Annotated in this window: 29 protein-coding genes and 2 pseudogenes; 15 read left to right on the top strand and 16 right to left on the bottom strand. The window is 70.3% G+C overall.

The genetic code is table 11. The features are described from left to right. Window positions 1-513 precede the first annotated feature (513 nt). Window positions 514-744, top strand: a complete 231-nt coding sequence (locus ACZ6ZQ_RS24655; protein ID WP_469770668.1) for a hypothetical protein — start codon at window positions 514-516, stop codon at window positions 742-744. A gap of 199 nt (window positions 745-943) precedes the next feature. Here the strand turns inward: ACZ6ZQ_RS24655 and ACZ6ZQ_RS24660 are convergent, their stop codons facing one another. From ACZ6ZQ_RS24660 to ACZ6ZQ_RS24675, 4 genes are all read right to left on the bottom strand, one after another. Next, complete coding sequence (locus tag ACZ6ZQ_RS24660) at window positions 944-1,144, bottom strand: hypothetical protein (protein ID WP_469770669.1); 201 nt, start codon at window positions 1,142-1,144, stop codon at window positions 944-946. 117 nt (window positions 1,145-1,261) lie between these two features. Continuing rightward, on the bottom strand, window positions 1,262-2,347 hold the full coding sequence (locus ACZ6ZQ_RS24665) for a WD40/YVTN/BNR-like repeat-containing protein (RefSeq protein WP_469770670.1): 1,086 nt from the start codon (window positions 2,345-2,347) through the stop codon (window positions 1,262-1,264). A gap of 184 nt (window positions 2,348-2,531) precedes the next feature. Continuing rightward, window positions 2,532-3,611, bottom strand: a complete 1,080-nt coding sequence (locus tag ACZ6ZQ_RS24670; RefSeq protein ID WP_469770671.1) for an NADH:flavin oxidoreductase/NADH oxidase — start codon at window positions 3,609-3,611, stop codon at window positions 2,532-2,534. A 125-nt stretch (window positions 3,612-3,736) separates the two neighbouring features. Next, window positions 3,737-4,237 carry a MarR family winged helix-turn-helix transcriptional regulator gene (locus ACZ6ZQ_RS24675; protein WP_469770672.1) on the bottom strand — a complete coding sequence of 167 codons (501 nt, stop codon included), beginning with the start codon at window positions 4,235-4,237 and terminating at the stop codon, window positions 3,737-3,739. A gap of 99 nt (window positions 4,238-4,336) precedes the next feature. On the opposite strand from ACZ6ZQ_RS24675, the gene ACZ6ZQ_RS24680 reads away from it, so the two are divergent. Both ACZ6ZQ_RS24680 and ACZ6ZQ_RS24685 read left to right on the top strand, forming a co-directional pair. After that, on the top strand, window positions 4,337-4,750 hold the full coding sequence (locus tag ACZ6ZQ_RS24680; protein WP_453667787.1) for an organic hydroperoxide resistance protein: 414 nt from the start codon (window positions 4,337-4,339) through the stop codon (window positions 4,748-4,750). 171 nt (window positions 4,751-4,921) lie between these two features. After that, a complete protein-coding gene (locus tag ACZ6ZQ_RS24685) occupies window positions 4,922-5,272 on the top strand; it encodes an ArsR/SmtB family transcription factor (RefSeq protein WP_469770673.1) in 351 nt (116 codons plus the stop codon). Between the two features lie 261 nt (window positions 5,273-5,533). On the opposite strand, the gene ACZ6ZQ_RS24690 is transcribed toward ACZ6ZQ_RS24685, so the two are convergent. Further along, the gene (locus tag ACZ6ZQ_RS24690) at window positions 5,534-6,910 is read right to left on the bottom strand and encodes an FAD-dependent oxidoreductase (protein WP_469770674.1); all 1,377 of its coding nucleotides are present in this window, start codon (window positions 6,908-6,910) and stop codon (window positions 5,534-5,536) included. A gap of 61 nt (window positions 6,911-6,971) precedes the next feature. Then, on the bottom strand, window positions 6,972-7,583 hold the full coding sequence (locus ACZ6ZQ_RS24695) for a DUF305 domain-containing protein (RefSeq protein ID WP_469770675.1): 612 nt from the start codon (window positions 7,581-7,583) through the stop codon (window positions 6,972-6,974). On the opposite strand from ACZ6ZQ_RS24695, the pseudogene ACZ6ZQ_RS24700 reads away from it, so the two are divergent. Then, window positions 7,545-8,041, top strand: a pseudogene (locus tag ACZ6ZQ_RS24700) (hypothetical protein); the annotation flags it as partial. The gene ACZ6ZQ_RS24695 and the pseudogene ACZ6ZQ_RS24700 sit on opposite strands and share 39 nt — an antisense overlap. Here ACZ6ZQ_RS24700 and ACZ6ZQ_RS24705 read toward each other — a convergent pair. From ACZ6ZQ_RS24705 to ACZ6ZQ_RS24735, 7 genes are all read right to left on the bottom strand, one after another. Further along, window positions 7,990-8,691 carry a TetR/AcrR family transcriptional regulator gene (locus ACZ6ZQ_RS24705; protein ID WP_469770676.1) on the bottom strand — a complete coding sequence of 234 codons (702 nt, stop codon included), beginning with the start codon at window positions 8,689-8,691 and terminating at the stop codon, window positions 7,990-7,992. The pseudogene ACZ6ZQ_RS24700 and the gene ACZ6ZQ_RS24705 sit on opposite strands and share 52 nt — an antisense overlap. A 227-nt stretch (window positions 8,692-8,918) precedes the next feature. Further along, entirely contained in the window at window positions 8,919-9,617 is a 699-nt protein-coding gene (locus ACZ6ZQ_RS24710; protein WP_469770677.1) for an HAD family hydrolase, read from the bottom strand. Window positions 9,618-10,047: 430 nt separating this feature from the next. After that, on the bottom strand, window positions 10,048-10,716 hold the full coding sequence (locus ACZ6ZQ_RS24715; RefSeq protein WP_469770678.1) for a hypothetical protein: 669 nt from the start codon (window positions 10,714-10,716) through the stop codon (window positions 10,048-10,050). Window positions 10,717-11,076: 360 nt separating this feature from the next. Continuing rightward, window positions 11,077-11,754 (bottom strand): phosphatase PAP2 family protein, encoded by a 678-nt coding sequence (locus ACZ6ZQ_RS24720; RefSeq protein WP_469770679.1) that lies wholly within the window; start codon window positions 11,752-11,754, stop codon window positions 11,077-11,079. Window positions 11,755-11,786: 32 nt separating this feature from the next. Further along, the gene (locus ACZ6ZQ_RS24725; RefSeq protein WP_469770680.1) at window positions 11,787-12,722 is read right to left on the bottom strand and encodes a M56 family metallopeptidase; all 936 of its coding nucleotides are present in this window, start codon (window positions 12,720-12,722) and stop codon (window positions 11,787-11,789) included. Window positions 12,723-12,808: 86 nt separating this feature from the next. After that, window positions 12,809-13,369, bottom strand: a complete 561-nt coding sequence (locus tag ACZ6ZQ_RS24730; protein ID WP_469770681.1) for a DUF5134 domain-containing protein — start codon at window positions 13,367-13,369, stop codon at window positions 12,809-12,811. 151 nt (window positions 13,370-13,520) lie between these two features. Continuing rightward, window positions 13,521-13,907: a VOC family protein gene (locus ACZ6ZQ_RS24735; protein ID WP_469770682.1), complete on the bottom strand. Its 387-nt coding sequence runs from the start codon at window positions 13,905-13,907 to the stop codon at window positions 13,521-13,523. A gap of 90 nt (window positions 13,908-13,997) precedes the next feature. On the opposite strand from ACZ6ZQ_RS24735, the gene ACZ6ZQ_RS24740 reads away from it, so the two are divergent. Further along, window positions 13,998-14,549, top strand: coding sequence for a GNAT family N-acetyltransferase (locus ACZ6ZQ_RS24740; protein ID WP_469770683.1), 552 nt, complete (start codon window positions 13,998-14,000; stop codon window positions 14,547-14,549). A 75-nt stretch (window positions 14,550-14,624) separates the two neighbouring features. Here the strand turns inward: ACZ6ZQ_RS24740 and ACZ6ZQ_RS24745 are convergent, their stop codons facing one another. Beyond that, window positions 14,625-15,308 carry a glycerophosphodiester phosphodiesterase gene (locus ACZ6ZQ_RS24745; protein ID WP_469770684.1) on the bottom strand — a complete coding sequence of 228 codons (684 nt, stop codon included), beginning with the start codon at window positions 15,306-15,308 and terminating at the stop codon, window positions 14,625-14,627. A gap of 274 nt (window positions 15,309-15,582) precedes the next feature. Continuing rightward, complete coding sequence (locus ACZ6ZQ_RS24750) at window positions 15,583-16,212, bottom strand: PadR family transcriptional regulator (RefSeq protein ID WP_469770685.1); 630 nt, start codon at window positions 16,210-16,212, stop codon at window positions 15,583-15,585. A gap of 55 nt (window positions 16,213-16,267) precedes the next feature. Between ACZ6ZQ_RS24750 and ACZ6ZQ_RS24755 the strand changes: the two genes are divergently transcribed. From ACZ6ZQ_RS24755 to ACZ6ZQ_RS24785, 7 genes are all read left to right on the top strand, one after another. Continuing rightward, the gene (locus tag ACZ6ZQ_RS24755) at window positions 16,268-17,398 is read left to right on the top strand and encodes an LLM class flavin-dependent oxidoreductase (RefSeq protein ID WP_469770686.1); all 1,131 of its coding nucleotides are present in this window, start codon (window positions 16,268-16,270) and stop codon (window positions 17,396-17,398) included. Next, the gene (locus ACZ6ZQ_RS24760; protein ID WP_469770687.1) at window positions 17,395-18,393 is read left to right on the top strand and encodes an alpha/beta hydrolase; all 999 of its coding nucleotides are present in this window, start codon (window positions 17,395-17,397) and stop codon (window positions 18,391-18,393) included. The genes ACZ6ZQ_RS24755 and ACZ6ZQ_RS24760 overlap by 4 nt, the downstream gene beginning before the upstream one ends. Before the next feature lie 81 nt (window positions 18,394-18,474). Then, window positions 18,475-19,860, top strand: a complete 1,386-nt coding sequence (locus ACZ6ZQ_RS24765) for a DUF6421 family protein (RefSeq protein ID WP_469770688.1) — start codon at window positions 18,475-18,477, stop codon at window positions 19,858-19,860. 26 nt (window positions 19,861-19,886) lie between these two features. Continuing rightward, window positions 19,887-20,642, top strand: a complete 756-nt coding sequence (locus ACZ6ZQ_RS24770) for an SDR family NAD(P)-dependent oxidoreductase (RefSeq protein WP_469770699.1) — start codon at window positions 19,887-19,889, stop codon at window positions 20,640-20,642. A 14-nt stretch (window positions 20,643-20,656) separates the two neighbouring features. Next, a complete protein-coding gene (locus ACZ6ZQ_RS24775) occupies window positions 20,657-21,718 on the top strand; it encodes a threonine aldolase family protein (RefSeq protein ID WP_469770700.1) in 1,062 nt (353 codons plus the stop codon). A 78-nt stretch (window positions 21,719-21,796) separates the two neighbouring features. Further along, complete coding sequence (locus tag ACZ6ZQ_RS24780) at window positions 21,797-22,375, top strand: transglutaminase domain-containing protein (RefSeq protein WP_469770689.1); 579 nt, start codon at window positions 21,797-21,799, stop codon at window positions 22,373-22,375. A gap of 13 nt (window positions 22,376-22,388) precedes the next feature. Continuing rightward, window positions 22,389-23,081 carry a B3/B4 domain-containing protein gene (locus ACZ6ZQ_RS24785; protein ID WP_469770690.1) on the top strand — a complete coding sequence of 231 codons (693 nt, stop codon included), beginning with the start codon at window positions 22,389-22,391 and terminating at the stop codon, window positions 23,079-23,081. Between the two features lie 4 nt (window positions 23,082-23,085). On the opposite strand, the gene ACZ6ZQ_RS24790 is transcribed toward ACZ6ZQ_RS24785, so the two are convergent. Continuing rightward, the gene (locus tag ACZ6ZQ_RS24790; protein ID WP_469770691.1) at window positions 23,086-23,808 is read right to left on the bottom strand and encodes a lysophospholipid acyltransferase family protein; all 723 of its coding nucleotides are present in this window, start codon (window positions 23,806-23,808) and stop codon (window positions 23,086-23,088) included. 283 nt (window positions 23,809-24,091) lie between these two features. Between ACZ6ZQ_RS24790 and ACZ6ZQ_RS24795 the strand changes: the two genes are divergently transcribed. From ACZ6ZQ_RS24795 to ACZ6ZQ_RS24805, 3 genes and pseudogenes are all read left to right on the top strand, one after another. Further along, on the top strand, window positions 24,092-24,505 hold the full coding sequence (locus ACZ6ZQ_RS24795; protein WP_469770701.1) for a TlpA family protein disulfide reductase: 414 nt from the start codon (window positions 24,092-24,094) through the stop codon (window positions 24,503-24,505). A 209-nt stretch (window positions 24,506-24,714) separates the two neighbouring features. Further along, window positions 24,715-25,221, top strand: coding sequence for a flavin reductase family protein (locus tag ACZ6ZQ_RS24800; RefSeq protein WP_469770692.1), 507 nt, complete (start codon window positions 24,715-24,717; stop codon window positions 25,219-25,221). Window positions 25,222-25,410: 189 nt separating this feature from the next. Then, window positions 25,411-25,494: pseudogene (locus ACZ6ZQ_RS24805) on the top strand (electron transfer flavoprotein subunit beta); the annotation flags it as partial.

The raw sequence follows: 25,494 nt of genomic DNA on the forward strand, positions 1-25,494 counted from the left end.
GGCCACTACCGGCCCCAGTGCACAGAGCAGTAACCGAGCTTCACAGCGTCGTACCCGCAACGGACGCCGTTCTCGTCCCAGGGCAAGCGGCTCAAGAGTCAGGAGCAGGCCGTGTTCGCCGGAGGCCGCGGCAGTTCTGCGCAGGGGCTCGCAGCGGGGTACAGGCAGACGTAACCTGACGGTGTCCGCATGCGCACTGATGTGTACACGGAGCAAAGGACCCGCAGGGGCCAGGTTCCGCTAACTCGCCCCCGGCTCCGGTCGGGGGCATTCTGCTGCCCAGCGCTAGCAGTGATAGCGCTTTTCTGCTAGCAGGCGTACATTCCCGCCCGACGGACCGACCGGCCCCGTCCCACTAGGCCAAGGCCGGTAGCGGAGCGCGAATCCTCTCCCCGAGGAGTAGCTGGCCGCGAAGCGAACGGGAGTGACAGTGAGCGAGTACAGCTTTGGTTACGACCCCACCGACGATCAGTCGGACCTGGGCGAGATGGAGAGCCAGCAGCAGGAGCCCAAGTGGTCCGCGAAGGACTGGCGAAGCTCTCGGGACAGGTACAGGAGCTGAAGGCGGAGAACGAGTGCCTGAAGGCGGACCAGGTCAAGAACCAGGTAGCGGACGTGTTCAAGGCCAAGGGCTACGCCCCCAATGCAGCGGAGCTGTGCAAGGGCGCGCCCGAGAAGCTGGACGAATGGCTGAGCACCTACGGTGCCGCGCTGGACAAGCTCCCTGCCGACGGGCAGGAGTAGGGCGAGCCGACCCCAACAGGGCCTCCGGCCTCCACCGTTCCGGCTGAAGGTCAGGATGCGCTCCAGCGCATGCAGGAGGCGGGCACGCAGGGCGTCGCCCCGCCTCAGGGCTCGGACAAGGAACTGGCCGCCGCTATCGCGGCATGCCAGACCGAGGAAGAGTACGCGCAGATCATGCGCGCGCATGGCAAGGGGATGTTCATTCGCTGTTCTCCTGGAGCTTGCGCCGGGTCTTGTGTCCGGCCTGGCTACGCCCGGCCATCAGGCCGCGGCCATACGCAGCGTCGATGTGCTCCAGCGGCGCGCTGAAGGCGCCGTCCCTGACGGGTTGGTTGACGGACACCCAGACATCCACGGTGTCCCGCGAGGTCGCCTTCCAGGGCGCCTCGTCGTCGGCCATGGGCCCTCCAATGAGAAGAGCCACCGCGGATGGCGGTGGCTCTGGTTGGTATATGTGCTGGTCAGGCAGCCAGCCTCATCTGAAGAGTGGTGCGATCAATCCACTGTCAACCGGCCCTCAGCCGAGGGTCGTCGCCCGGACGCACAGGACATCCGGCAGATGGGAGGCGAGCTGCTGCCAGCTGTCCCCGTCGTCCGCGCTCGCGTACACCTCACCGTTCCTGTTGCCGAAGTACACCCCCGCCGGGTCGGCGTCGTCGGTGCACATCGCGTCGCGCAGCACCGTGCCGTAGTGGTCGCCCTCGGGAAGTCCGGCCGAGAGAGGCTCCCAGCTCGCGCCCGCATCGCTCGTACGGTAGACGCGGCAGCGGCGTCCGGCCGGGACGCGGTCCGCGTCGGCGTTGATGGGGAAGACGTAGGCCACATCCGCGCGGTGCGGATGCGCGGCGACGGCGAAGCCGAAGTCGGACGGCAGGCCCTCGCCGATGTCGGTCCACTTGGCGCCCGCGTCGTCGCTCCGGTACACCCCCCAGTGGTTCTGGAGGTACAGCCGGTCCAGATCGCCCGCGTCCTGCGCGATCTTGTGGACGCACTGGCCGAACTCGGGGTGCGGATCGGGCAGGAAGACCGCCGACACGCCCTGGTTGGAGGGATTCCAGCTGGCGCCGCCGTCGCGGCTGCGGAACACTCCGGCGGTGGACACGGCGACCGTCACGGCGTCCGCGTCCCGGCGGTCGGTGACCACGGTGTGCACGGCCTCACCGCCGCCGCCGGGCACCCACTGCGACCGGGTGGGGTGCTCCCACAGGGGCCGCACCAGCTCGAAGGTCTCCCCGGCGTCCTCGGAGCGGAACAGCGCGGCCGGCTCCGTCCCCGCGTACACCACGTCCGGGGCGGCGGGACCCGCAGGGTGCAGCTGCCAGACCCGCTCCAGGGACGCCCCGGTGTCCTTCGGGAACTTGACCGCGGGCTTCGCCGGCTCGGTCCAGGTCGCCCCCAGGTCGTCGGAGTGGAACACGGACGGACCCCAGTGGGAGCTGTCGCCGCCGACGAGCAGCCGTGGCGTGTCGCGGCGTTTGTCGATCCCGATCGAATACACCGCCTGCGCGTTGAAGCTCGGGCCGTCGAAGTCCCACCGGCCGCCGCGCCTGCGACCGATGAAGAGCCCTTTACGTGTGCCTACAGCCAGCAGAACATCGGTCATCGCCGACACCTCCAGGACGCCTTGTCACGGATACGGGCCAGTCTGCACCCGACCACCGACACCGGCCCGTGGGCAGGGTCGGGGGACGGGAGAACAGCCCGACAAGGCAGACCGGACGGGTGGCCGGAACTCATCGGCCGCCGGGCAGCTCTTCGCGGTCCGGCGGCCGGTGGACCTGCTGTCCTCAGACGGAGCGGTGGTACTGGTCCGGGATCCGGATCGCGCCGCCGAGCTCGCGTGCGGCCTGACGTGCCCACGACGGGTTGCGCAGCAGTTCGCGGCCGAGGAGTACCGCGTCGGCCTCGCCGTTGGAGAGGATCTTCTCGGCTTGCTCGGGCTCGGTGATCAGGCCGACGGCCGCCACCGGCAGACCCGTCTCGGCCTTGACGCGGGCGGCGAAGGGCACCTGGTAGCCGGGGCCGACGGGGATCCGCGCCCGCGCGGCGTTGCCGCCGGAGGAGACGTCGAGGAGATCGACGCCGTGTTCCTTGAGCAGGGCGGCGAAGCGCACCGTGTCGTCGGCCGTCCAGCCGTTCTCCTCGAGCCAGTCGGTCGCCGAGATGCGGAAGAAGAGCGGCAGCTCCGCGGGCCACACCGCCCGTACGGCGTCGACGACTTCCAGCGCGAAGCGGGTGCGGTTCTCGAACGAGCCGCCGTACTCGTCGGTGCGGTGATTGCTGTGCGGGGAGAGGAACTCGCCGATCAGGTACCCGTGTGCGCCGTGCACCTCGACGATCTCGAATCCCGCCTCCCGTGCGCGCCGCGCGGCGTCCGCGAACTGTCCCACGATCTCGCCGATCTGAGTGGTGGTCAGCTCGTCGGGCACCGGGTGCCCTTCGTCGAAGGCGACCGGGCTCGGTGCGAGCGTCTGCCAGCCGTGGGCGTCGGGGCCCACCGGCGCGCCGCCCTTCCACGGCCGATCGGTGGAGGCCTTGCGGCCGGCGTGGGCGATCTGGATGCCCGGGACGGTGCCCTGGCCCTTGAGGAAACGGGTGATCCGGCGGAAGGCCGCGACCTGGGTGTCGTTCCAGATGCCCAGGTCGTGGGTGCTGATGCGGCCCTCGGGGGAGACCGCGCTGGCCTCGACGAGGATCAGGCCGGTGCCGCCGGCCGCGCGGGCGGCGTAGTGGGCGAAGTGCCAGTCGTTCGGGACACCGGCGTCCGGTCCGAACACCTCCGCGCTGTACTGGCACATCGGCGCCATCCAAACGCGGTTGGGGACGGTCAGTGACCGGAGGGTGTACGGCTCGAACAGTGCGCTCACGGCGGTCTCCATTCACGGCGGGGCCGAAGTAGGTACTCGTACGATACCCGTCGTAGTACGACATCTGTCAAACTACGATGCCTGTCGTACGAAGCCGCGAGTGTGCGTGTCGATCCCAGGGGGCGTCAGTCCGTGTCGGCGCAGCTCCTCATCGGGTCGTGGTCCAGGTCGGCGCCGTCCAGCTTGGCCGTGAGCGAGGTCAGTCGGGTCTGCAGGTCGCCGATCTCCTCCAGTGTGAGCCCGGTGGCTGCGGCGATCCTGCGCGGGACGAGCGCGGCCTGCTCCCGGAGGGCGATGCCCTTGTCCGTCGGGTGCACGGTGACGGAGCGCTCGTCCTCGGCGCTGCGCCGGCGCTCCACGCAGCCGAGTGCCTCCAGTCGCTTGAGCAGGGGCGAGAGGGTTCCGGAGTCGAGGCGGAGCTGCGTGCCGATCGTCTTGACGGGCAGGGCGCCGTGCTCCCAGAGCACCAGCATCACCAGGTACTGGGGATAGGTGAGCCCCAGATCCTTGAGGACCGTCCGGTAGAGCCCGTTGAAGGCCCGTGAGGCCGCGTGCAGCGAGAAGCAGATCTGGTGGTCGAGGCGGAGGAATTCCTCGCTCGTCGGGGCGTCCGGTGTGGTCTTCATGGGTCCAGGGTACCTATCCATTGGGCAATCGAGTTGTGCACAACTGAATTGTGTGCTGTAGTTGCTCCTGTCCGACCCAACGACACAGGGATGGTTCTGATGAACGCGCTGTACACCGCTGTAGCCACCGCGAACGGCCGAGAGGGTCGTGCCGTCAGCTCCGACGGCCGCCTGGACCTTCCGCTGGCAGCCCCTGCCGCCCTGGGCGGCAGCGGCGACGGCACCAACCCGGAGCAGCTGTTCGCGGCCGGATACGCCGCGTGCTTCTCGAGCGCGCTCGGTCTGGTCGGGCGCCAGGCGAAGGTCGACACCGGTGAGATCTCGGTGACCGCCGAGGTCGGCATCGGCAAGGACGAGGACGGTGGCTTCGGCCTCGCGGTGACGCTCCGCGTCGAGCTGCCCGCGGCGCTCGAGGGCGAGACCGGTGAGCTGCTGGTCAAGCAGGCCCACCAGGTCTGCCCCTACTCCAAGGCGACCCGTGGCAACATCCCGGTCGAGCTGATCGTCGAGTAGTCGGCCGACGGCGGGGCGCAGGCCTCCCGTACGACGGCGTCGCGGTGCCCGGCCGACCGGGCACCGCGACGCCGTCGTACGCATGTGAATCGACCGGCGGCTGAGCCGAACGGCGACTGGGAACTACGAAGCCTCTCGTACAATGGAGGCCCCGGATGAAGTGGAGCCTCCGTGACCACCGCGACCAGCCCCCGCGCGCTCGCTCACCCCACGCCGGACGAGATCCGTCTGGAGGGTGTGCTGCACGCGCTCTCGGACCCGGTGAGGCTGCGGGTGGTGCGCGAGCTCGCCACCGCGTCGAGCGAACTGTCCTGTTCGTACTTCGATCTGCCCGTCACGAAATCGACGACCACGCACCACTTCCGGGTGCTGCGCGAGAGCGGTGTGATCCGGCAGAACTACCAGGGCACGGCAAAGATGAACGGTCTGCGCCGCGACGACCTGGACGCCCTGTTCCCCGGTCTCCTCGACAGCGTCCTCGCCGCTGCCGACCACGAGGCGGCCCGCCTCGGCACCGGCTGACGCCCGGCCGGGCCCGGGGCCCGTCTTCCCGGTCCTGCCGGTCGCGTGCCCCGGCACCGCATCCTGCCGCGTTGCCGTCGCTCACCGACTCTCCCGTAGCCCTTCGGGACGGGCCTCACCGCAGCAGCCCTTCGGGACGGGCACCACCGCAGCGCGTCCTTCCTCCGCCTCGCGATGCGTCCGACGAGCCCCGAGGCCTGTCTTCCCGCCCCCAGGTGCCCCTCGCCGCGGCCCTGGCCCTCGAGAACTGCCCGACAGGTCCTACGCCGCAGGCAGCTGCGGCGCGTCGGCGCCGAGAGCCGCGTGCAACAGCCCCGGCCAGTCGGGGATCTTCACCGAGCGGCGCCCCAGCGAGCGGCCCAGCTCCGTCTCGGCCGCCTCGATCGCCAGCCAGCCCGGCCACTCGACCGGATGGTGGCCCGACTCCCGCAGCGCGGCGAGGGGTTCGCCCATGAGCGGGCGCGCCGACAGCTCGGCGGCGTCCGCGAGCAGCGAGTTCACCGTCTCCTTGGCGCAGGGCCTGTTCGTACCGATCACCCCGGTGGGTCCGCGCTTGATCCAGCCGGCCACGTACTCACCGGGCGACGGGGCCCCGTCCCGCAGTATCCGCCCCGCCGCGTGCGGCACCGTCCCGCGGTTCGCGTCGAACGGCAGCCCGTCGAGGGGCACTCCGCGATAGCCGACGGCCCGCAGCACCAGCTGTGCGTCGATCTCCTCGTACGTCCCCGTGCCGCGCACGCCGCCCGCGCCGTCCGGCACGGTGTGCTCGAAGCGCACCCCGGCCACCCGCCCGTCGGCCTCCAGCAGCTCCACCGGACGCAGGAAGAACCGCAGCCTGATCCGGCGTGTCCGCTCGCGCGCCGCGTCCCGACCGGCAGCCGCCCAGCCCCGTACGACTTCGACGTTGCGCCGGTTCACCGCGGGCAGGCCCGACGGGTCGGCGAATCCGGGGTCCGGCGCGAGGTCGGACGGCTCCACCTCCACCCCGGCGTCCGGCAGTCCGCCCAGTTCGCGCAGCTCCTTCGTGGTGAACTTCGCCTGGGAGGGCCCGCGCCGCCCGACCATGTGCACCTCGCGCACCCGGCTGCCGGCCAGCGCGCCGAGCGCGTCGTGCGGCACATCGGTCGGACGCAGCTCCGCCGCGCCGCGCGCGAGGATCCGTGTGACGTCGACGGCCACATTGCCGACCCCGATGACCACCGCGGACCGCGCGCCCAGGGCGAAGCCGCTTCCGGCCGCGTCCGGGTGCGCGCTGTACCAGGACACGAACTCGGTGGCCGAGTAGCTCCCGGGGAGGTCTTCGCCCGGCACGCCGAGCCGGCGGTCCTTCGCGGCCCCGACGCAGTACACGACCGCGTGGTACAGCTCCAGCAGCCGCGCGGGCGCCAGCCCCCGGGAGCCCACCTCGACATTGCCGATGAAGCCGATCCGCTCGTCCTCCAGGACCGACCGGAGGTTGTTCTGCAGGGACTTGATCTTCTCGTGGTCAGGTGCGACTCCGTACCGCACGAGCCCGTAGGGGCACGGGAGCCGGTCCAGCACGTCCACATGGACATCGGGTACCAGGGACTGCTGGACAAGGGCCTGGGCGGTGTACACCCCGCTCGGGCCAGAACCGACGACGGCGACTCGAAGCACGGTTGCGCTCCTTCCCGCAGGGTGCCTCCAGCATTGCACTCGGCGCGGCGCCCGGGGAGCCTCACATCGCGCGCATACGGCTGATCTCGGCCGTCTGCTGTGCGATCACGTCGTTCGCCATCTCCTCCACCGCAACGTTGTTCCCCTCGGAGAGCGCATTCGCCGCCATCGTCACCGCCCCTTGGTGGTGGGTGATCATCAGCTTCAGGAACAGCTCGTCGAAGGCCTTGCCCTTCGCCGCCCGCAGCTGTGCCAGCTGCTCCGTGGTCGCCATCCCGGGCATCGACGCGTGCTCGTGCGTGCCGTGAGGCGCCCTCGTCGTGGCGGCAGGGTTCGCCTTCAGCCACCCCTGCATGGCACCGATCTCCGGCTGCTGTGCGGCGGCGATCCGTTCCGCGAGCCGCTTCACCGGGTCGCTGCCGGCCCGGTCCGGCGCCAGGCCGGTCATCTCCAGGGCCTGGCCGTGATGGGCGATCATCATCCGGACGTACTCGACATCCGCCGAGTTGGGGCTGTCGTCCGGCGCCGCCTTCGCGGCCTCTTCGGGTGACAGCGTCTTCGCGGGCTCGCCCGGCCCGCCGGGGGCCACGACGGAAGGACCGCCGGCACTCTTGCCCCGCGCGGGGCCGTCGGACCCCGACTCGCAGGCGCCGAGGGCGAGTACGGCGGCCACGACATCACGGTGCTGCCCTCCAAGGACCTCGCCGCGGGTGCCTGCATGGGTGACGGAATCCTCTTCGACATCAAGGACCCCGAGCACCCGAAGGTCATCGACCAGGTCCAGGACAACGTCAACTTCGCGTTCTGGCACTCGGCGACGTTCAGCCGGAACGCCGACAAGGTCGTCTTCACCGACGAGCTGGGCGGCGGCAGCGGCGCCACCTGCAACGCGGTGATCGGACCCAACCGCGGAGCCGACGGCATCTACGACATCGTCGGCAGGGGCGACCGGCGCACAACGGCTGCATCTTCTCGAACGACATCGCCAAGGGTCTCGACGTCCTGAAGCTCGACGACCGCCGTACCGACCCGGCGAAGCGGGTCCGGATGCACGAGCTGAACGTGCAGACGCAGCCGGACTACTTCAACTGGTCCGACCAGTCCGACCGGTCCGACGGAATCGACGACTGATCAGCTCCGCTGAGGTGCTGGTCCGAGCCGTTGTGACCCTTCCCGCCCGGCGGCCCCTCGCCGGGCGGGAAGCCCAGCGTCCAGTCCAGCCCGTACCGCTGGAACAGCTCCGCGCGCAGCCGGGTCCGTGGCATCGGCGCCCCCGGCACCGCCACCGCGAAGACGGCGCCCATCAGCAGTGCGCGCAGCAGCGGATAGTCGGCGTCCACGTCCGACGAGCCGTACCGCTCCACCGTGTCGCGCAGCAGGGACGCCAGGCGCTGCTGCTCCGGGCACTGCACGAACCCCTCGGCCTGCAGAATTCCCGCCATATGGGCGCGCATGAGCACCGGTCGGTCCACCGCGAGCCCGAGAATCGCGTCGATCGCCCGGGCCAGCAGCTCGCGGCCGTCGTCCGTGCGCGGCTCGCGGTCCAGTGCCTCCTTCAGCGTCAGATGCATCAGCCGGTGCACGGCCGACTGGAAGAGCTGCCGCTTGCCGGGGAAGTAGTACGAGACCAGGCCGCGTGCCGAGCCCGCCCGGTCGGCGATGTCCGCCAGGGTCGTCGCCTCGTAACCGCGCTCCCCGACGAGGTCCACGGTCGCCTGCAGCAGGCGCTCCCGGGAACGCCGACGGAGCTCTTCATTGACCGATGCGCTCCGCGGGGACATGCTTGACTCCTGCGTTGACTGGCTCTCGGCCAATATACTCAGCGCGAACCGTTGAGAGGCACTCGCATGCCTGGTCAGCGGCGTTGTGCGGGCGGACCGGGCGACGCGGGGGATCGCCCGGCCCGGCCGTCTCTGTCGTGCGTTCGTCCGGCTTCGGATGTCCGTGTTTCCTCGCCCTGGTCTCCATTGTCCGTCCCCATGGTCCGGATTCATAGGACGGTCCGGATTCACAGGTCGACCATTCCGAGTACCGGACGCAGCCCCCCGGGCCGCTCGTCGACCGGCAGATGGTCCACGAAGTGCACGGAACAGCCCAGCCGCGCCGCGCCACCGTCGGCGTGCCGGTCGTCGCCCACCATCAGCACGTCCTGCGGATCGTGCCCCAGCGCCTCGCACGCCGCCCGGAACAGTCGTGTGTCCGGTTTCTGGACACCGTGCCGGTACGACAGGACGTACGCCTCCACGAACGGGTCCAGCCCGTGCGCCCGGAAGACCGGCCGCGGATCCCAGCCGATGTTGCTGACCACCGCGACGCCCGCCCCGCGGCGCCGCAGCTCGCCGAGCACCTCGGCCGCGTCCGGGTACGGGTGCCACGCGAGCGGTGTCTTGTGCCGCTCGTAGAGCGCGTCGTACAGCCGCGGATCCGGCAGCTCGACCCGGCGTGCGAGGCCGACATAGGCATCACGATGCCGCTCGGCGTCCTCGTCACGGGTGGACCACAGCTCGGCGAGCGCCCCGGGAATCCGCTGCGGGGTCGAGCCGCCGGGCAGCGCCCCGGCCGCGTCCAGCTCGCGCGCGTACCGCTCGAACTCCTCCTGGCCGACCGAGACGCCCGTCTCCTCCAGGGCGGCACGCAGCCAGGACGCGACGGGTTCGATCCGGAAGAGCGTTCCCGAGAAGTCGAAGAGCACGCCTTTGATCCCCATACGGCGATCCTCGCGGGCTCAGCGCCCCCGGTTCAAGACCGCGCGCTCGCACGAGACGGCGGTGAGCTCTCCCGGACGACGACGCCGGTTGTGCTCGCTTGCCGCATCAGCGCAACGCCGGCGGAGGTTCAAGCCCACCAAATGGACTCCCGGCAGGGAAGGGCGGCCCATCGAAACGGAATGGCACAACTATGCCCAAGCACAGGCCGAAGCCCGCGCCTTTCGGCGCGGGCGTCGGGGCAGCCGTAGGGTCGGTGGTTCCAGTAGTCGGTGACGGCCCGGGAGGACCAGCGCTCGGCTTGGCGGCGGGGGTGGCGTATCGACGGACCGCTCCACCTCATTACATGGGGGGTTGTTGCATGTCGCGGCAGATCATGTAGGCGTTTGATCGCGCCGGGTGGTGGTTGAGGTCCGTGAGCCGGGAGCCGAGTCACGTGGCGTCGTAGCACGATGCGTAGACCCGGACAAGAATGCCGGCCTCAGGGTCGTCGTTCGTGAACCGGACTTCCCATCCAGTGCCATCAGCCGTAGGCCGGTCAATGTGAACCTCGCCGCTTCCCGGGCCAGGCTTATCCCAACCGCCGCCGGTGGCCATCTTGCCTGGAGGGCACGTCGCGGTCACGACTTGATCGCCGAGGGGCCCAATGACGGCCTGCACCCCAACGCGCTGGAATCCCGAGAGACCGTCATCGCCCTGGGCGCCCTGGGCGCCCTGTGCACCCTGGGGACCTTGAGCACCCTGTGAACCTTGGTCGCCCTGGGGACCCTGCTCACCTTGGTTGCCCTGGGGGCCCTGCGCGCCTTGGTCGCCCTGGGGACCCTGCTCACCTTGGTCGCCCTGGGGGCCCTGCGCGCCTTGGTCGCCCTGCTCGCCCTGCTCGCCCTGCTCACCCTGGGGACCCTGTGGCCCACGGACCTTGTCGCGGTCCTTGTCGCGGTCCTTGTCATGGTCGGCACTCGTGGCGCCGTTCGGGCCTGGCAGCCCCATGCTGTGATCGGTGCCGGACCTGTGGATCGCGTCGGCGATGGCCTGCGTGCTCGGGACGACATTGAGCATCACGGCAAGTGCGCCCGCCGAAACCATCGTGGCGGATTTCACGCGGGACCTTTGGATCGTTCTACGGCTCACGAGAGAACCTTCCTCACGAAACTTGGAGTGACCACACCGCAAGCGCGCGCACTCGGCAAAGTGCGCTTGATTCACCTGCGTGTCACAGAACCGTTCTTCACGCTACGTGATCGCACGATTACTCGTCGGTGGTGATGCGGAAGATCACCCGAGCAGTCCCGAGCGCATGGGGCCAGTCGGTGCTGGTCCGGGTGTCGCAGGCAGGGACGACACCTGAGCAGGCACAGCGCTTGCTGGACCTGCTGCCGGGCGCTGACACCGGATGTCGAGGTGCTCCTTGATCTCCGGAACGGACGTAGCGCTCGCTGCCATGCGGCGAACCTCTCCGGCTCAGCGCTCCCGGTTCAAGGCCACCCGCTCGTACGACACGACGGTGAGCGCCACCAGACAGATCCCGAGCAGCCAGCCGCCGACGACATCCGTGAGCCAGTGGACACCGAGATAGATCCGGGTGAAGCCGACACCCAGCACCGACACGGCGGCGAGCGCCGCTACGGCCCGCCAGACCCACGCCCCCGCGCCGGCCCGCCCCAGCAGCCACAGCAGCAGGCCGCAGGTGACCGCCGCCGTCATCGCATGCCCGGACGGGAACGCGGCGTACTGAGCGGAGTCCACCGGGTCGGGCCAGTACGGTCGCTCCCGGCCCACCAGGGACTTCAGCCCCTGCTGCAGGGCCGAGCCCAGGGCGCCCGCCGCCGCCACCCACAGCGCGAGCAGCCACCTGCCCCGCCACAGCAGCACCACGACTGCCGCGGCACCCAGCGCACGCATCGTCCACGGGTCCCACACCCAGTCGCTGAACACCCGGTTGACGCGTGTGAACCCCGGCTCCGCCAGCGCGGAACGGTGCAGTTCCGCGGCGACCGTACGGTCGAACGACAGCAGTGGTCCCCAGCCGACGGCGACCGTCACCAGCAGCAGCACCGAGAGGACGGCGGTCACCGCGGCGGTGCGGGCGGGGGCGGGTACGGGAGTGCGCGGCCGCGAAGCCGGAGTGGGGGAACCCATGGGGAGATCTTGCCGACGTTCGCCGCGGCGGGCTATCCCAGGGCGCGCAGACCGGGCACGAATGCCACCAGCAGAGGTACGACGGGGACCAGCGCCGCCGCCGCGGTCAGCCGCAGCCTGCGGCCGGCGGGGAGCCGGGGCACCGGCGTCAGCAGCCGGTTCACCCGCTGCGGCAGCTGCGCGTCCGGAGCCGGGCACGGCCCGAAGACCCCCCGGTGCTCGTTGAGTTCGACCAGGGCGAGCGCGATGGTCAGCCGTCCGAAGCGGCGCGAGGCCACGTCGTCCGCGGCCAGCTCCACCAGCCGGTGCATCTCGTTGCGGAACGCCGCGAAGACCGGCACCTGCGGAAAGCCGGTGGCGAGCGCCGCCGAGCAGTGCAGCAGCCAGTCGTGGCGTGCCCGTGCGTGCCCCTGCTCATGGGCGAGCACCGCATCGAGCTGACGGCCCTTCAGGCGGCGCAGTGCGGCGGTGGTGATGACGAGCTGAGGCGCCGCGCCAGGCAGCCACCACGCGCCGGGGCGCTCACCCTCCAGGACGACCAGCGGATCGCTGCCAGGGTCCTCACCCGGCAACAGGGGGGAGCGCACGAGGAGTTCGGCCCGGCGCCGCCTGCGCCGTACGTGCGCCCGGTGGATCTCCTGGGTGAGCATCGCGCCGGTCCACAGCCCGCCGCACGCCAGCACCACGGCCAGCGCCGCCGACCACGGCCCGCCCGCGCCCAGCGCGTACGCCTCCACCACCGCGTGCGGTGCGGGCGCGAACACGTGGCCCCGAACCGCCTGCCAGGCCACCGCCGCGCTGAAGATCATGGAAAGCGCGAAGCTCAGCAGCACCGCCGCCACCACGCACTGCCACACCCACAACGCCACCACAGGCTCGCGCTCCGGCCAGTCGGTCCGCGACATCAGCCGCGGGGCCACGACGGCGGCCAGTGCGCCGAGCGAGAGCAGCGCGAGGGAGACCATCATGCCGGCCAGCCTATGAGCGCGGGGCTACTCCCGGGTATGGCCACGCGAGGCAAGTGACGTACGCCACCGCTTCACCACGCCGGGTCTCAGACGGTGAGCAGCATGGCGACCATGGCGACGCCCATCGACACCCGGCAGGCCAGTGCCAGCTCGGGCCGTGCGCCCCAGGCCACCGCCCCGCCGCCCGCGGGCATAGCCACGGGCACCAGCCGGGTACCCGCACGCAGCACGAACACCGTGAAGTAGACGAGCAACGCGCCCGTCAGGAGCGGCACTCCGCCCGGACCCGCGTGTCCGCCGTGCGCCCCGGCCGCGCCCGGAGACATCGCCACGGCCATGTACACCATGGCCAGCGAACCGACCAGATGATGCAGATGATGCGCGCCGCCCGGCGAGGGCCGGACACTCCGCAGGGCACGCAGCCCCGCCACGCCGAACACCGCGGCGTACACGAGCCAGGCCCACGGCGGCGGCGGGACAACGGCGGCGGGTACGGCCATCGCGGCCATCCCGAACCCCATCACCGCCTCGCCGCCCGCCGTCCTGCGCTGCTCACCGGCACAGCTGCGCATCCGCAGGAGGCAGTACGCGCCGGACGCCGCGCACAGTGCCACGAGCAGCCAGCCCGGCATCGCCGGTCCGTGCACCGAGCACCTCCCTGCTCATCGGTGTCGGGAGAGTGATGCCCGCATCCGTCGCGGCGCATACGAGCGCACAGGTGTACACAGGGCGCTCGGGGCGGTCCGCGGTGCCCGCTTCGCTGCGTGGGCGCTTCGGTGAACGTCGCGCCCCTTCGCCTCAGGGCCGGCGGCGCAGCGGATGGTCCTCGGGCACCTCGACCACCGCGATACGGACCCCGTCCGGATCGGTCAGCCACATCTCGACGAGCCCCCAGGGCTCCCGCTGCGGTGGCCGCTCCACCGTCGCGCCCCGGGCCACCAGGTGCCCGTACGCCGCCTTCGCGTCGGACACCTGGAGCCACAGGGCGAGACCGGGAGCGGGTGGAGTGTCCGAACGTCCGGAGAGCTCCAGGAATCCGCCGCCCAGGAAGTAGACCGTCCCGCGGTCCGGCCCGGTGCCGAACTCGCGGTAGATCTGGAGGCCGAGGACGTCCTCGTAGAACCGCCGGGACCGCTCGGGGTCGGTCGGCCGCAGAAGGATGCGGCTGCTCAGCACGTGCATCATGGTCATCACGGTAGACCGCCGAGGCGCCCGGGTTAGGCTCGTGCGGACCGCGCGTTGTGGCGTGTACAGAGGAGAACGGAGACCCGCACCATGGAGACCGCCCCGCCTCAGGGCCAGGCCCTGTCCTTCCGCGACGCGACCGAGGCCGATGTGCCTGCGCTCGTCGAGCTGATCGAGTCGGCCTACCGCGGGGACTCCAGCCGGACCGGCTGGACCACGGAGGCGGACATCCTGGACGGGCAGCGGACCGACCCGGAGGGCGTCCGCCAGGTCATCACCGGGTCCGGCAGCCGGCTCCTCGTGGTGCTGCGCGACGGCGAGATCGTCGCGTGCTGCCAGCTCGAACACCGCGGCGATGCGGCGTACTTCGGCATGTTCGCCGTCCGCCCCGGACTCCAGGGCGGCGGCCTCGGCCGGCAGATCATCGGCGAGGCCGAGCGCATCGCGCACGAGGCATGGGGCGTAGGTGAGATGCACATGACCGTCATCTCGGTGCGCGACGAGCTCATCGCCTGGTACGAGCGGCGCGGCTACCGCCGTACGGGAAAGATGACCCCGTTCCCGTACGGCGACGAGCGCTTCGGTATTCCGCAGCGCGACGACCTGCAGTTCGAGCTGCTGGTGAAGCCGCTTCCGCAGTAGGACCTGTCCGGGCGGCCTGTCCGGGCGGTCTTCGCAGGCCCGGCACGTCCGGCCGGACAGGGCCTGGGCCCGGGGTCAGGCCGTGAAGCGGCCGGTACGCCGGATCTCGGGGAAGTCCGTGGTCGCGCCGTCGAGTTCGAGGGCGCGCACCAGCCGCAGATGATCCTGGGTGTTGACGACCCAGGCGACGACCTTGAGGCCCTCGCCGTGTGCGTGCTCCACGGTCTCCAGGGTCAGTCTGCGGATGTTCAGCGCGAGCGTGGCGGCGCCCACCGCCCGTGCGCGCTCCACGACGTCGCTGTCCCAGCGGCTGGCGACCAGCGCCGTCCGTACCCCCGGCACCAGCGAGGCGATCGCCGCGATCGCCTCGTCCTGGAACGACGACACCTCGACCCGGCCCACCAGATCCCGCTTGAGCATCACATCGGCGAGCGCCCGCGCCGCCGCGACATCCTTGATCTCCGCCTGGAGCGGGGCGCTCACGGCGTCCAGGACCTCCTCGAAGACCGGGATGCGCTCGCCCTGACCGGCATCGAGCTCCCGCAGCTCGGCGAGGGTCTTCTCGGCGATCGCTCCGGTGCCGTCGGTCGTCCGGTCCACCTCGGCGTCGTGCATGACGACCAGCGAGCCGTCCTTGCTCAGATGGAGGTCCAGCTCGATGGCGTCCATGCCCGCCCGTTCGGCTTGGACGAAGGAACGGAGGGTGTTCTCCGGTTCGACACCCATGACCCCGCGATGACCGATGGTGAGGAAACTCAAGATCTTCTCGCTTCCGTCGCTTTTTGAGGCTCGGCTCGCCTCCGGGGCGCTTCAGCGTCTGCCGACGGTCGACCGTGCTCGGTCCCTCGTTCCCCGGGACCTCCGCGCGCTCTTCCTTTCGGCAGCCGCGCGCCCCTTCGGTTCGCTCGCCCGGAGCTGATGCCCACGCGGCACTGCGGCAGCCTAATGGCCCTCGTCGACGGCGTAACCGGTCGTGCACAAGCTGCCGAGCGTGTGGGAACGGGAGGTTCCGGCGACGGCGTGCCGTCTCGGGTCACTCGTGCGTGGGCGTGTCACCCCGGTCTTGACGCAGCCGGTCCAGATCGCTCAGCAGCGCCTGTGCGAGGTCGAGTTCGGCGAGCTGCTGCCGCTCGCTCCAGCGCAGGGCCACCTGCGGATGGGCCCACTCCGCAACGCCCTCGGCGCGGCCGAGCGCATCCCGTACCTCGCTCAGCTCGGCCTGCGTTCGCCGGACGTGCTCCTCGACGAGCTCTCGCAGCCGCTCCGGCGCGGCCAGATGGCCCAGCCAGACCCGCAGCACCAGGGGGTGCTTGAGGACGGGCGGCCCGGCGTCGCCGTCGCCCCCGGCCCATGCCGCGAGCGCGGTGCGGCCCGCTTCGCTGATCGCGTACCGCCTCTTGGCGCGGGGCTCCTCAGGGCCCGAGCGCCGCGAGGTGACGTATCCGAGGCCCTCGAGCCGGCGCAGCTCCGCGTAGATCTGGCTGATCGCGGGTGACCAGTAGAAGAAGCGCAGTGAGGAGTCCGCCCACTTCTTCAGCTCGTAGCCGGTGCGCTCACCGGGGAAGGAGAGCAGCCCGAGCACCGCCCAGGCCGTTGCCGGGAGTTCTGCTGCGGATCCGTGCTGTCGTATCTCTTGCTTCTTAGGTATCTGACGATTAGTCATATGGCGAATTGAAGTAACGGCAGGGCGCAGGACGCAACCCCTTGGAGGCACCGCCGTGCAGTTCTCCGTCATCTTCGAGGCTCAGCTCGCCGATCCGACCGTCGAGCGCGAGCACCAGGTCATCCGTGACTGTGTCGAACAGGCGGTCCTCGCGGAGGAGATGGGCTTCGACCGCATCTGGGCCGTCGAACACCACTCACTCAAGTGGTACGCGCACATGAGCGCCCCGGAGGTCTTCCTCACCTGGGTGGCGGCGCGGACCGCGACCATCCGCATCGGTCATGGCGTCGTCTGCATGCCCTTCAACTTCAACCACCCCGTCCGGGTGGCCGAGCGCGCCGCGATGCTCGATCTGCTTTCCGGCGGGCGCCTCGACCTGGGTGCCGGACGCGGCGGCACCGATCAGGAGACCTCGTTGTGCGGCGTCGACAAGGGCCGTACGGCGCAGGAGGTGGAGGAGGCGCTGCGGATCATCGGCAAGGCATGGCAGCAGGACGAACTCGAGTACCACGGCGAGCTGCTCAGGATCGATCCGCATCCGATCCTGCCCCGTCCGCGCCAGGCCCCGCATCCGCCGCTCTTCCTCGCCTGCAGCCGCACGGAGACCCTGACCCAGGCCGCCGACCTCGGTATCGGGGCCCTGGTGATGGGTTTCGCCGGGCCCGGTGCCATTGCGGAGATGCGTGCCGCGTACGACAGGGCCGTCGCCGCCCGCGACGGCTCCCGCTTCGTCTCCACCGTCGTCAACGACCACTTCTCGGTGCTGTGTCCGACGATCGTCCTGGACGACCGGGCGGAGGCGCGGCGCATCGGCATCCGCGGCCAGCGGTTCTTCGCCCAGTCCATCGGCCACTGGTACGGCGGCGCGGGCATACCGGACGAGGCGGTCGTCGACGGAGCGGACGAGGCGGCCCAGATGCGCAGCGCGGCGGAGCAGGTCGTCGCCCGGCTGCACGAGCACCGGATTCCCGTGCGCCCGACGGCCACCGCCACCTTCAACGCCGATCACGCCTACGGCACCGCCGACGACGCCATCGCCTATGTGGAGCGGCTGCGTGACGCGGGCGCCGACGAGATCATGTGCCTGATCCAGATGGGGACCGTGCCGCAGGAGGCCTGTCTGGAGACGCTGCGGCAGTGGGGCGAGAAGGTCATCCCGCACTTCGCGGGGAGGGGGAGCCGGTGACCGCCCGGGAGACCGGCAGCCTCGCGCCCGAGGCCCGCCCCTACGTGGACGCGATGAGCGCGGTCTTCCCCGATGTCGGGGGAGCGGTCACCGACGCGGCCCAGGCCCGGCGGATCCTCGCCGCCGCCCCGGCCCGGCCGGGCCCGCTCCCGCCGGTGGACCGGGTCCGTGACCGTACGATCCCGGGGCCGGCGGGGGACGTGGACCTGGCGGTACGGATCTACGAGCCGGGAAGCGGCGGGCGGCCCCGGCCGACCGTGGTCTTTCTCCACGGCGGCGGCTTCACCCTGTGCGGCCTGGACACCTACGAACGGACCTGCCGCACCCTCTGCCGTGCCGCCTCGGCGGTCGTCGTCTCCGTCGACCAGCGCCTCGCCCCCGAGGCACGCTTCCCCGTGCCGCTGGAGGACGCGTACGCGGCCCTCGTCTGGGCGGCGGACCACATCGGGGAGCTCGGCGGCGACCCGGCGGCGCTCGTTGTCGCGGGCGACAGCTCGGGCGGCACCCTCGCCGCCGCGGGCGCCCTGCTCGCCCGGGACCGCGGCGGGCCGGCCATCGCCCTCCAGGCGCTGGTGTACCCGGCCACCGACGCGGCGATGGACACCGAGTCGTACCGGACGAACGCACACGGCTACTACCTCACCGCCGCGCACATGGCGTGGTTCTGGGCGCAGTACCTGGGGCCGCACGGCGACCTCGCCGATCCACTGGCCTCGCCGCTGCGCGCCCGCCTGGAGGGCCTGCCGCCCGCGCACATCGTCACGGCCGGCTGCGATCCGCTCTGCGACGAGGGGCGGGCGTACGCGGCACGGCTCCGGGATGCGGGGGTGGCGGTCACCGAAGGACACTTCCCGGAGATGTTCCACGGCTTTCTGGCGCTGACCGCGGTGCTCGGGGCCTCCCGGCGCGCTCTGCACGGGCTGGCCGAAGCCATCGCCTCGACGTCTGTGCCCGACAGTAAAATCTACGGTGACCACGGGGGTCGGGCAGGATAATTTCCCAAGGTCACACTTGTATGGAAGAACGACGCATGGATACGGTGTCCTGACGCGAGGTTCTCCCGTGGAGGAAGTGACATGACGGAAATTCTTGTGCAGGACGCTGCCGGCAGCGCTACGGCTACTGCCGCGCGGGTGGTCGAGCACCCGGCTTGGCGGACACTCAAGGATGCCGTCGAGGCAATCAGGCCCTGGCAGTCCAAGGACGGCTCGATCGACTTCGACGCCGACGGCGCCCCGGCGCGTGCCACCGCCGAATTCGAGGTCAAGCGCCTGACCGCGGCCATCGAGGAGCTCTCCCCGCTGCTCCCGCACGACGAGGCGTACCACCGCGCGGTCGTCGCCGACCTGCAGAAGTGGGCCGACGGCGGCTTCGAGGTGCCGGACTTCCTGGACTCGCTGCTCGCCTTCCAGCCCGCGGCGGACCGCAGGGACGGTCTCCAGCACCTGGTCGTCTTCCCGATGTACACGCAGAACGGCAACCCCGACCGCAACCTCGAGGCGGTCGTGCTGCGCATGGTCTGGCCGGAGTGGCTCGCCGAGCTGGAGGCCACCCGCTACGACAACCCGCTCTTCTGCGGCATCACCTTCGAGGACTTCACCGCCGGGTACGACACCAACTCGGCCGTGCTGTTCCCCGAGACCATAGCCGTGCGCGAGGCGCCCGAGCGGTTCAGCTGGGGCGGCATCTTCTGCGACCGCGAGGCCGCCCGCTTCCGCCGCGTCACGGACGCGGCCATGGACATCCTCGGCGTCGAACTGCCCGAGGACATCGCCGCGATGGTCCACGACCAGAAGCGCTGCGAGCAGGCCTTCGTCCTCTGGGACATGATCCACGACCGCACCCACAGCCACGGCGACCTGCCGTTCGACCCGTTCATGATCAAGCAGCGCCAGCCGTTCTGGATGTACGGCCTGGAGGAGCTGCGCTGCGACCTCACTGCCTTCAAGGAGGCCGTGAAGCTGGAGACCGAGGGCAACCAGCACGGCCGCGACGTCCAGTACGCGGTGCTGTTCGACCGGATGTTCCGCTTCCCGGTCAGCGGCGACCGCGTGCGCAACTACGACGGCCTCGGCGGCCAGCTGCTCTTCGCGTACCTCCACAAGCACGACGTCCTGCGCTGGACGGACAACAAGCTGAAGATCGACTGGGAGCGGGCCCCGCGGGTCACCAACGAGCTCTGCGCCGAGATCGAGACGCTGTACCGGGAGGGCATCGACCGCCCGAAGCTCGTCCACTGGTTCAAGGCGTACGACCTGGTCTCCACCTACCTCGCCCCGCACCCCGGCTCCCGCTGGGCGAAGGGCCCGGACGCCCTCGACCTCGCCCAGCCCCCGCGCAAGCTGGTGGACGACGTGCTTCCGGACGAGTTTCCGCTCAGCATGTTCTATGAGGCGCTCTCGAAGAAGCTCAAAGATGTGATCGCCTCCACCAAGGGGATCACCGCGGGAGCCGCCGCGTGAGCTCTCGCACGGAGGAGACCACCAAAATGAACTCGAACGGCAACGGAGTGCTGGACGGGGCCGTGATCGCGGTGGCGGGTGCGGCCGGTCCCGCGGGCCGTGCCACCCTGCTGCGGCTGGCCGAGGCCGGGGCGATAGTCGTGGCCTCGGACGCGGACACCGAGCGGCTCGCCGCGGCGGTCGACGACGCCCGTTACGCGCACGGTGGCGCGACCGTCACCGGCGACACGGTCGATCTGCTCGACCTCAACGCCACGCGCGACTGGGCCACCCAGACCGAGAAGGAGTTCGGCCGGATCGACGGTCTGGTCCATCTCGTCGGCGGCTGGCGCGGTAGCGCGACCTTCGCCGAGACGGACCTCGCGGACTGGAATCTGCTGGAGAAGCTGCTGATCCGCACGGTCCAGCACACCTCCCTCGCCTTCCAGGAGGCGTTGCAGCGCAGCGACAAGGGCCGTTTCGTCCTCGTCAGTCAGTCGGGTGCGGCCAAGCCCACCGAGGGCAACGCCGCGTACGCCGCCTCGAAGGCGGCCGCCGAGGCCTGGACCCTGGCGCTCGCCGATGCCTTCCGCAAGGCTGGCGGCGAGGAGGGCCCGCGAGCAGCGGCTGCCATCCTGATCATCAAGGCTCTGGTGCACGACGCGATGCGCGCCGAGCGCCCCAATGCGAAGTTCGCGGGCTTCACGGACGTCAAGGAACTGGCCGAGGCCATTGCCGGAGTCTGGGACCGGCCCGCCGCGGAAGTGAATGGACAGCGTCTGTGGCTGACCCCCAAGCCGTGATCCCGTCGAAGACCATGACCACGGATGCCCGTCGGCACCACGATCCCGGTGTCCGGGGCTTCGCCAGCGACAACTACGCGGGCGCGCACCCGGAGGTGATGGCCGCCCTCGCCCTGGCCAACGGCGGCCACCAGGTCTCCTACGGCGAGGACGCGTACACGGACCATCTCCAGCGGGTCATGCACAGCCACTTCGGCTCCTCCGCCGAGACCTTCCCGGTCTTCAACGGCACGGGAGCCAACGTCGTCGCGCTCCAGGCCCTCACCGACCGCTGGGGCGCGGTGATCTGCGCCGAGACCGCGCACATCAACGTGGACGAGGGCGGCGCGCCGGAGCGGATGGGCGGCCTCAAGCTGCTGACCGTGCCGACGCCGGACGGCAAGCTCACGCCCGAGCTGATCGACCGGCAGGCGTTCGGCTGGGACGACGAGCACCGCGCCATGCCGCAGGTCGTCTCGATCACCCAGAACACCGAGCTCGGGACCGTCTACACGGTGGACGAGATCCGCGCGATCGTCGACCACGCGCACGGGCACGGCATGAAGGTCCACCTCGACGGGGCCCGGATAGCCAACGCCGCGGCATCGCTGGACGTGCCGATGCGCGCGTTCACCAATGCCCTCGGCGTGGACGTCCTCTCGTACGGCGGCACCAAGAACGGGATGCTCTTCGGCGAGGCCGTCGTCGTGCTCAACCCGGACGCGGTCAGCCACATGAAGCATCTGCGGAAGCTGTCCATGCAGCTCGCCTCCAAGATGCGCTTCGTCTCGGTGCAGCTGGAGGCACTGCTCGCCAAGGACCTGTGGCTGCGCAACGCGCGGCACTCCAATGCCATGGCCCAGCGTCTCGCCGAAGGTGTCCGGGCGGTCGACGGGGTGGAGATCCTCTACCCGGTCCAGGCGAACGCGGTGTTCGCCCGCCTCCCGCACGACGTGAGCAGGCGACTGCAGGAGCGTTTCCGCTTCTACTTCTGGGACGAGGCGGCCGGTGATGTCCGCTGGATGTGCTCCTTCGACACCACCGAGGACGACGTGGACGCCTTTGTGCTGGCGCTGAAGGAAGAGATGGCGCGGTAACCCTCAGGCGTGCATGGGTATGCGGTTGACCGAAAGTTCATTGACTCTCGGTCGACCGCGTTCCTATGCTCGGGTGTCATGGAGCTGATTCAGCAGGTCCCCGAACTGTCCGCGTATCTTGCGGCCGACGAGGTCATCGACCACGATCATCCACTGGTCCGGGAGACGGCCGCACGCCTGCGCGCCGATGCGCCCGGCGTATATGCATACGCCAAGGCCGCGTTCGAGTTCGTCCGTGACGCCATTCCGCACTCGTACGACTCCGGCGATCTGCGCGTCACCTGGCGCGCCTCCGACGTTCTGGATCAGCGCACCGGGATCTGTTACGCCAAGGCCCATGCGCTCGCCGCGCTGCTGCGCGCGGAGTCGATCCCGACCGCGCTCTGCTATCAGAAGTTCGAAGTGGTGCACGGTCTGGTCGCGGTCCGGATGCCGGGTGAGCAGGTGTGGCGCCGCCAGGATCCGAGGGGCAACAAGGCCGGCGTGGACGCCCAGTTCTCGCTGGGTGGGGAGCGGCTGGCCTTCGCCCCCGATTCAAAGTCCAATGAGATGGACTATCCGGTGCTGTACGCTGTACCTCATCCGGCGGTTCTGCATGCCCTGCAATCGGCACAGGACCGGCCCTCCCTCTGGGAGAACCTTCCCGTCGCGCTCTGAATCAAGGATGCCGATGTCCCTCGCGCTCACCGTGTCCGACGAGGTACGCACCCTCGTCCCCGGCTTCACCCATCTCGCCGTCGAGGCCCATGGCCTGGTCAACGGGCCCAGCAATGACGCGAGTTCGGTGCTGCTCGACGAGGCGGCGCGCCGGCTCGCGGAGCGGCTCGACGGCCGCGCACCGCACGAGGACCCGCACATGGCCGCCTGGCGCGAGACGTACAGCGCGTTCGGCGCCAAGCCGTCCCGTACCCGCAACTCCGCCGAGGCGCTCGCCAAGCGCGCGCTGACCGAGGCCGGGCTGCCCCGGATCAACCTGCTCGTGGACGCGTACAACGCGATCAGCGTGGCGCACCTGATCCCGGTCGGCGGTGAGGACACCGATCACATCAAGGGGCACATGCGCCTGGTACGGGCCACGGGTGAGGAGCCGTTCGCCACGGTCGCCGGCGGCGAGCCGGCTGTGGAGCACCCGGAGCCGGGCGAGATCGTCTGGCGCGACGAGGAAGGTGTCACCTGCCGCCGCTGGAACTGGCGGCAGGGCGTCCGCACCCGGCTCACCGAGAAGTCCGTCAACGCGCTCTTCCTGCTGGAGAGCCTCGCGCCGATGACGCGCGGCGCACTCGAGGCCGCGGGCGCCGAGCTCGCCGAGTCACTGGAGAAGCTGAGCCCCGGGGCGCGGATCACCGTCCGCACCCCGGAGTGACGCTTCAGCCGGCCTCGCGGACCTGGGCCGCGGTCGGAGCCGTGCCCCCGAGGTGCGCGGGCACCCACCAGGTGTCGCTCGCGTCCTTGGGGCGTACGGGATAGGCACGCTGTGCCGCCTCCAGCAGCTCCTGCACCCGCTCGCGCAGCCGCCGCGTGATCGCTCCCGCGTACTGGTCGGTGGGCGCCTCCATCGGCTCGCCGACCCTTATCGTCACCGGGATGTGGTTGCGCCTGAGGTTCCGCGCACGCCCCTTGGTCCACAGTCGCTGCGTGCCCCACAGTGCCATCGGGATGAGCGGCACGCCGGCCTCCTGAGCCAGGCGCGCCGCGCCCGACTTGAAGCTCTTCAGCGTGAACGACTGGGAGATCGTGGCCTCCGGGAAGACCCCGATGATCTCACCCGCGCGCAGCGAGTCCAGCGCGTGCGCGTATGCGGCCTCGCCCTGGTTGCGGTCCACCGGAATGTGCTTCATACCGCGCATCAGCGGGCCCGAGATCCGGTGCCGGAACACCGAATCCTTCGCCATGAAGCGCACCAGGCGCTTCTGCGGCAGCGCCGCCAGGCCGGAGAAGATGAAGTCGAGGTAGCTGATGTGGTTGCTCACCAGCACCGCACCACCGGACCGTGGGATGTTCTCCGAGCCCTGGGTGTCGATCTTCAGGTCCAGCGCCTTGAACATCGTGAGAGCGGCGCCGATGACCGGCCGGTAGACGAGCTCTGCCATCTGGGGGGAGACCCTTCCTTCAGTGTCCCGGGAGGGTTCGCCCGGTGGAAGTTACGCAGCCGTAGGTTTTCGGCATTGGGCAGATCGTGCCCCATGTGTGGCGTAACAGCCAGTCCTGGAGCCGTCGCACGGCGAGATTCTCGTCACGTCGTGTCACGCTTCCCCGCTCGCCGCGTGTTCACGACGTCAGCCGCGCGCCGCCCCCATGCCGCCCGGCGTCCCGCAGGACGCGCGGACAGAGGCGCCGGGAATCTTTGCGGTCCTGTGAATGCTTGAAGGGAAGATGGCCGGACTTGTGGTGTGCGCGGCGGTCCTCGCGGCGGCGGGGGACTCCGGTCTGCTGCACCGGCGGACCAATGGGAGGCTGACGGTGCGCGGGCGGGACGAGGAGCGCAGGCTCGGATCGGCGGAGCTGGGTGCGGAGCTGGGGGAGAGGGCCACCCTCGTGCAGTTCTCGAGCGCCTTCTGCCAGCCGTGCCGGGCGACCCGGAGGACCCTCGCCGAGGTCGCCGACATGGTCGACGGGGTCGCCCATGTCGAGATCGACGCGGAGGAGAAGCTGTCGCTGGTGCGTGAACTGGACATTCTGCGCACCCCCACCGTGCTGGTGCTCGATGCGCGCGGGCGGATCGTCCGCAAAGCGTCCGGGCAGCCCCGCAAGGCCGATGTGATCGCGGCCCTGGGCGCGGCGGTCTGAGGTGCGGTGAGCCGGTGCCGTGACACAGCTCCCATATCCCCGTACCGACTTGACTGCTCGTACCACCAATCGTCAGTCTGACGGCGTGCCACGACGATTCCTTCTCCTCGGCCGGCCCCATGTGGATCCGGACCGCAACGCGACCGCGCTCTGTCCGGGTGTCTGAGCAGCCACGGACCCGTTCGCGCCCCATGCAGAAGGACAACTCCATGACGGCTTCGCCCGACCTCGGCACACCCCAGCTCGCCTCTCCCGACCTGCTGCGCTCCGTCTTCCGGCAGCATGCGGCAGGAGTCGCGGTCATCACCGCGCACGGTGACCGCCCCGTGGGTTTCACCGCCACCTCGCTCAACTCCGTCGCCGCCGAACCCCCGTTGGTCTCGTTCGGCATCGGCACCGCCTCGTCCAGCTGGCCGGTCGTCGCCGAGGCCGGACACATCGGCGTCCACATACTCGGTGAGCACCAGCGCGAGCTGGCCGCCACCTTCGCGCGCAGCGGCGCCGACCGCTTCGCCCCACCCACCCGATGGAGTAGCGGTCCGGAAGGAGTTCCGGTGCTGGACGGAGTGCTGGCCTGGCTGGTCTGCCGTGTCGTCGCCCGGGTGCCGGCAGGGGACCATCGCATCGTCGTGGCCGAGGCCGTCGCCGGGGACCCGGCGGGCGGCGGACGCCCGCTCATCTACCACCAGGGCCGATTCAACGGGCTGAGGGACTGAGAGATCCCGACTACGCTGCGTTGTCAACGTCACAGTTCCAAGCGCTTGCTCACTGGGAACATACTGGGTGTACTGGCGAGTAATATTTCGTTCGGAGCGCCGGTCGCCCCGACCGGAAACCCCGCCTTCAGGCGCCTATGCTGCCTGCACAAGGCAGCTCAGAAATGACGATGCAGTAGGAGAGCCGGCGTGAGCTTGAGGATCGTTGTCTGTGTGAAGTATGTGCCCGATGCCACTGGCGACCGGCACTTCGCCGATGACCTGACGGTCGAC

This window comes from Streptomyces sp. NPDC053673 (assembly GCF_055585225.1).

What these genes read in the sequence shown, in the direction of transcription:
- ACZ6ZQ_RS24725 (WP_469770680.1), bottom strand. Translation starts at nt 12,722, where the DNA reads ATGATGGTCTCCCTCGCGCTGCTCTCGCTCGGCGCACTGGCCGCCGTC.
- ACZ6ZQ_RS24785 (WP_469770690.1), top strand. Translation starts at nt 22,389, where the DNA reads ATGTCCCTCGCGCTCACCGTGTCCGACGAGGTACGCACCCTCGTCCCC.
- ACZ6ZQ_RS24780 (WP_469770689.1), top strand. Translation starts at nt 21,797, where the DNA reads ATGGAGCTGATTCAGCAGGTCCCCGAACTGTCCGCGTATCTTGCGGCC.
- ACZ6ZQ_RS24765 (WP_469770688.1), top strand. Translation starts at nt 18,475, where the DNA reads ATGACGGAAATTCTTGTGCAGGACGCTGCCGGCAGCGCTACGGCTACT.
- ACZ6ZQ_RS24795 (WP_469770701.1), top strand. Translation starts at nt 24,092, where the DNA reads ATGGCCGGACTTGTGGTGTGCGCGGCGGTCCTCGCGGCGGCGGGGGAC.
- ACZ6ZQ_RS24800 (WP_469770692.1), top strand. Translation starts at nt 24,715, where the DNA reads ATGACGGCTTCGCCCGACCTCGGCACACCCCAGCTCGCCTCTCCCGAC.
- ACZ6ZQ_RS24740 (WP_469770683.1), top strand. Translation starts at nt 13,998, where the DNA reads ATGGAGACCGCCCCGCCTCAGGGCCAGGCCCTGTCCTTCCGCGACGCG.
- ACZ6ZQ_RS24790 (WP_469770691.1), bottom strand. Translation starts at nt 23,808, where the DNA reads ATGGCAGAGCTCGTCTACCGGCCGGTCATCGGCGCCGCTCTCACGATG.
- ACZ6ZQ_RS24770 (WP_469770699.1), top strand. Translation starts at nt 19,887, where the DNA reads ATGAACTCGAACGGCAACGGAGTGCTGGACGGGGCCGTGATCGCGGTG.
- ACZ6ZQ_RS24660 (WP_469770669.1), bottom strand. Translation starts at nt 1,144, where the DNA reads ATGGCCGACGACGAGGCGCCCTGGAAGGCGACCTCGCGGGACACCGTG.
- ACZ6ZQ_RS24775 (WP_469770700.1), top strand. Translation starts at nt 20,657, where the DNA reads ATGACCACGGATGCCCGTCGGCACCACGATCCCGGTGTCCGGGGCTTC.
- ACZ6ZQ_RS24680 (WP_453667787.1), top strand. Translation starts at nt 4,337, where the DNA reads ATGAACGCGCTGTACACCGCTGTAGCCACCGCGAACGGCCGAGAGGGT.
- ACZ6ZQ_RS24675 (WP_469770672.1), bottom strand. Translation starts at nt 4,237, where the DNA reads ATGAAGACCACACCGGACGCCCCGACGAGCGAGGAATTCCTCCGCCTC.
- ACZ6ZQ_RS24705 (WP_469770676.1), bottom strand. Translation starts at nt 8,691, where the DNA reads ATGTCCCCGCGGAGCGCATCGGTCAATGAAGAGCTCCGTCGGCGTTCC.
- ACZ6ZQ_RS24750 (WP_469770685.1), bottom strand. Translation starts at nt 16,212, where the DNA reads ATGACTAATCGTCAGATACCTAAGAAGCAAGAGATACGACAGCACGGA.
- ACZ6ZQ_RS24720 (WP_469770679.1), bottom strand. Translation starts at nt 11,754, where the DNA reads ATGGGTTCCCCCACTCCGGCTTCGCGGCCGCGCACTCCCGTACCCGCC.
- ACZ6ZQ_RS24665 (WP_469770670.1), bottom strand. Translation starts at nt 2,347, where the DNA reads ATGACCGATGTTCTGCTGGCTGTAGGCACACGTAAAGGGCTCTTCATC.
- ACZ6ZQ_RS24735 (WP_469770682.1), bottom strand. Translation starts at nt 13,907, where the DNA reads ATGATGCACGTGCTGAGCAGCCGCATCCTTCTGCGGCCGACCGACCCC.
- ACZ6ZQ_RS24710 (WP_469770677.1), bottom strand. Translation starts at nt 9,617, where the DNA reads ATGGGGATCAAAGGCGTGCTCTTCGACTTCTCGGGAACGCTCTTCCGG.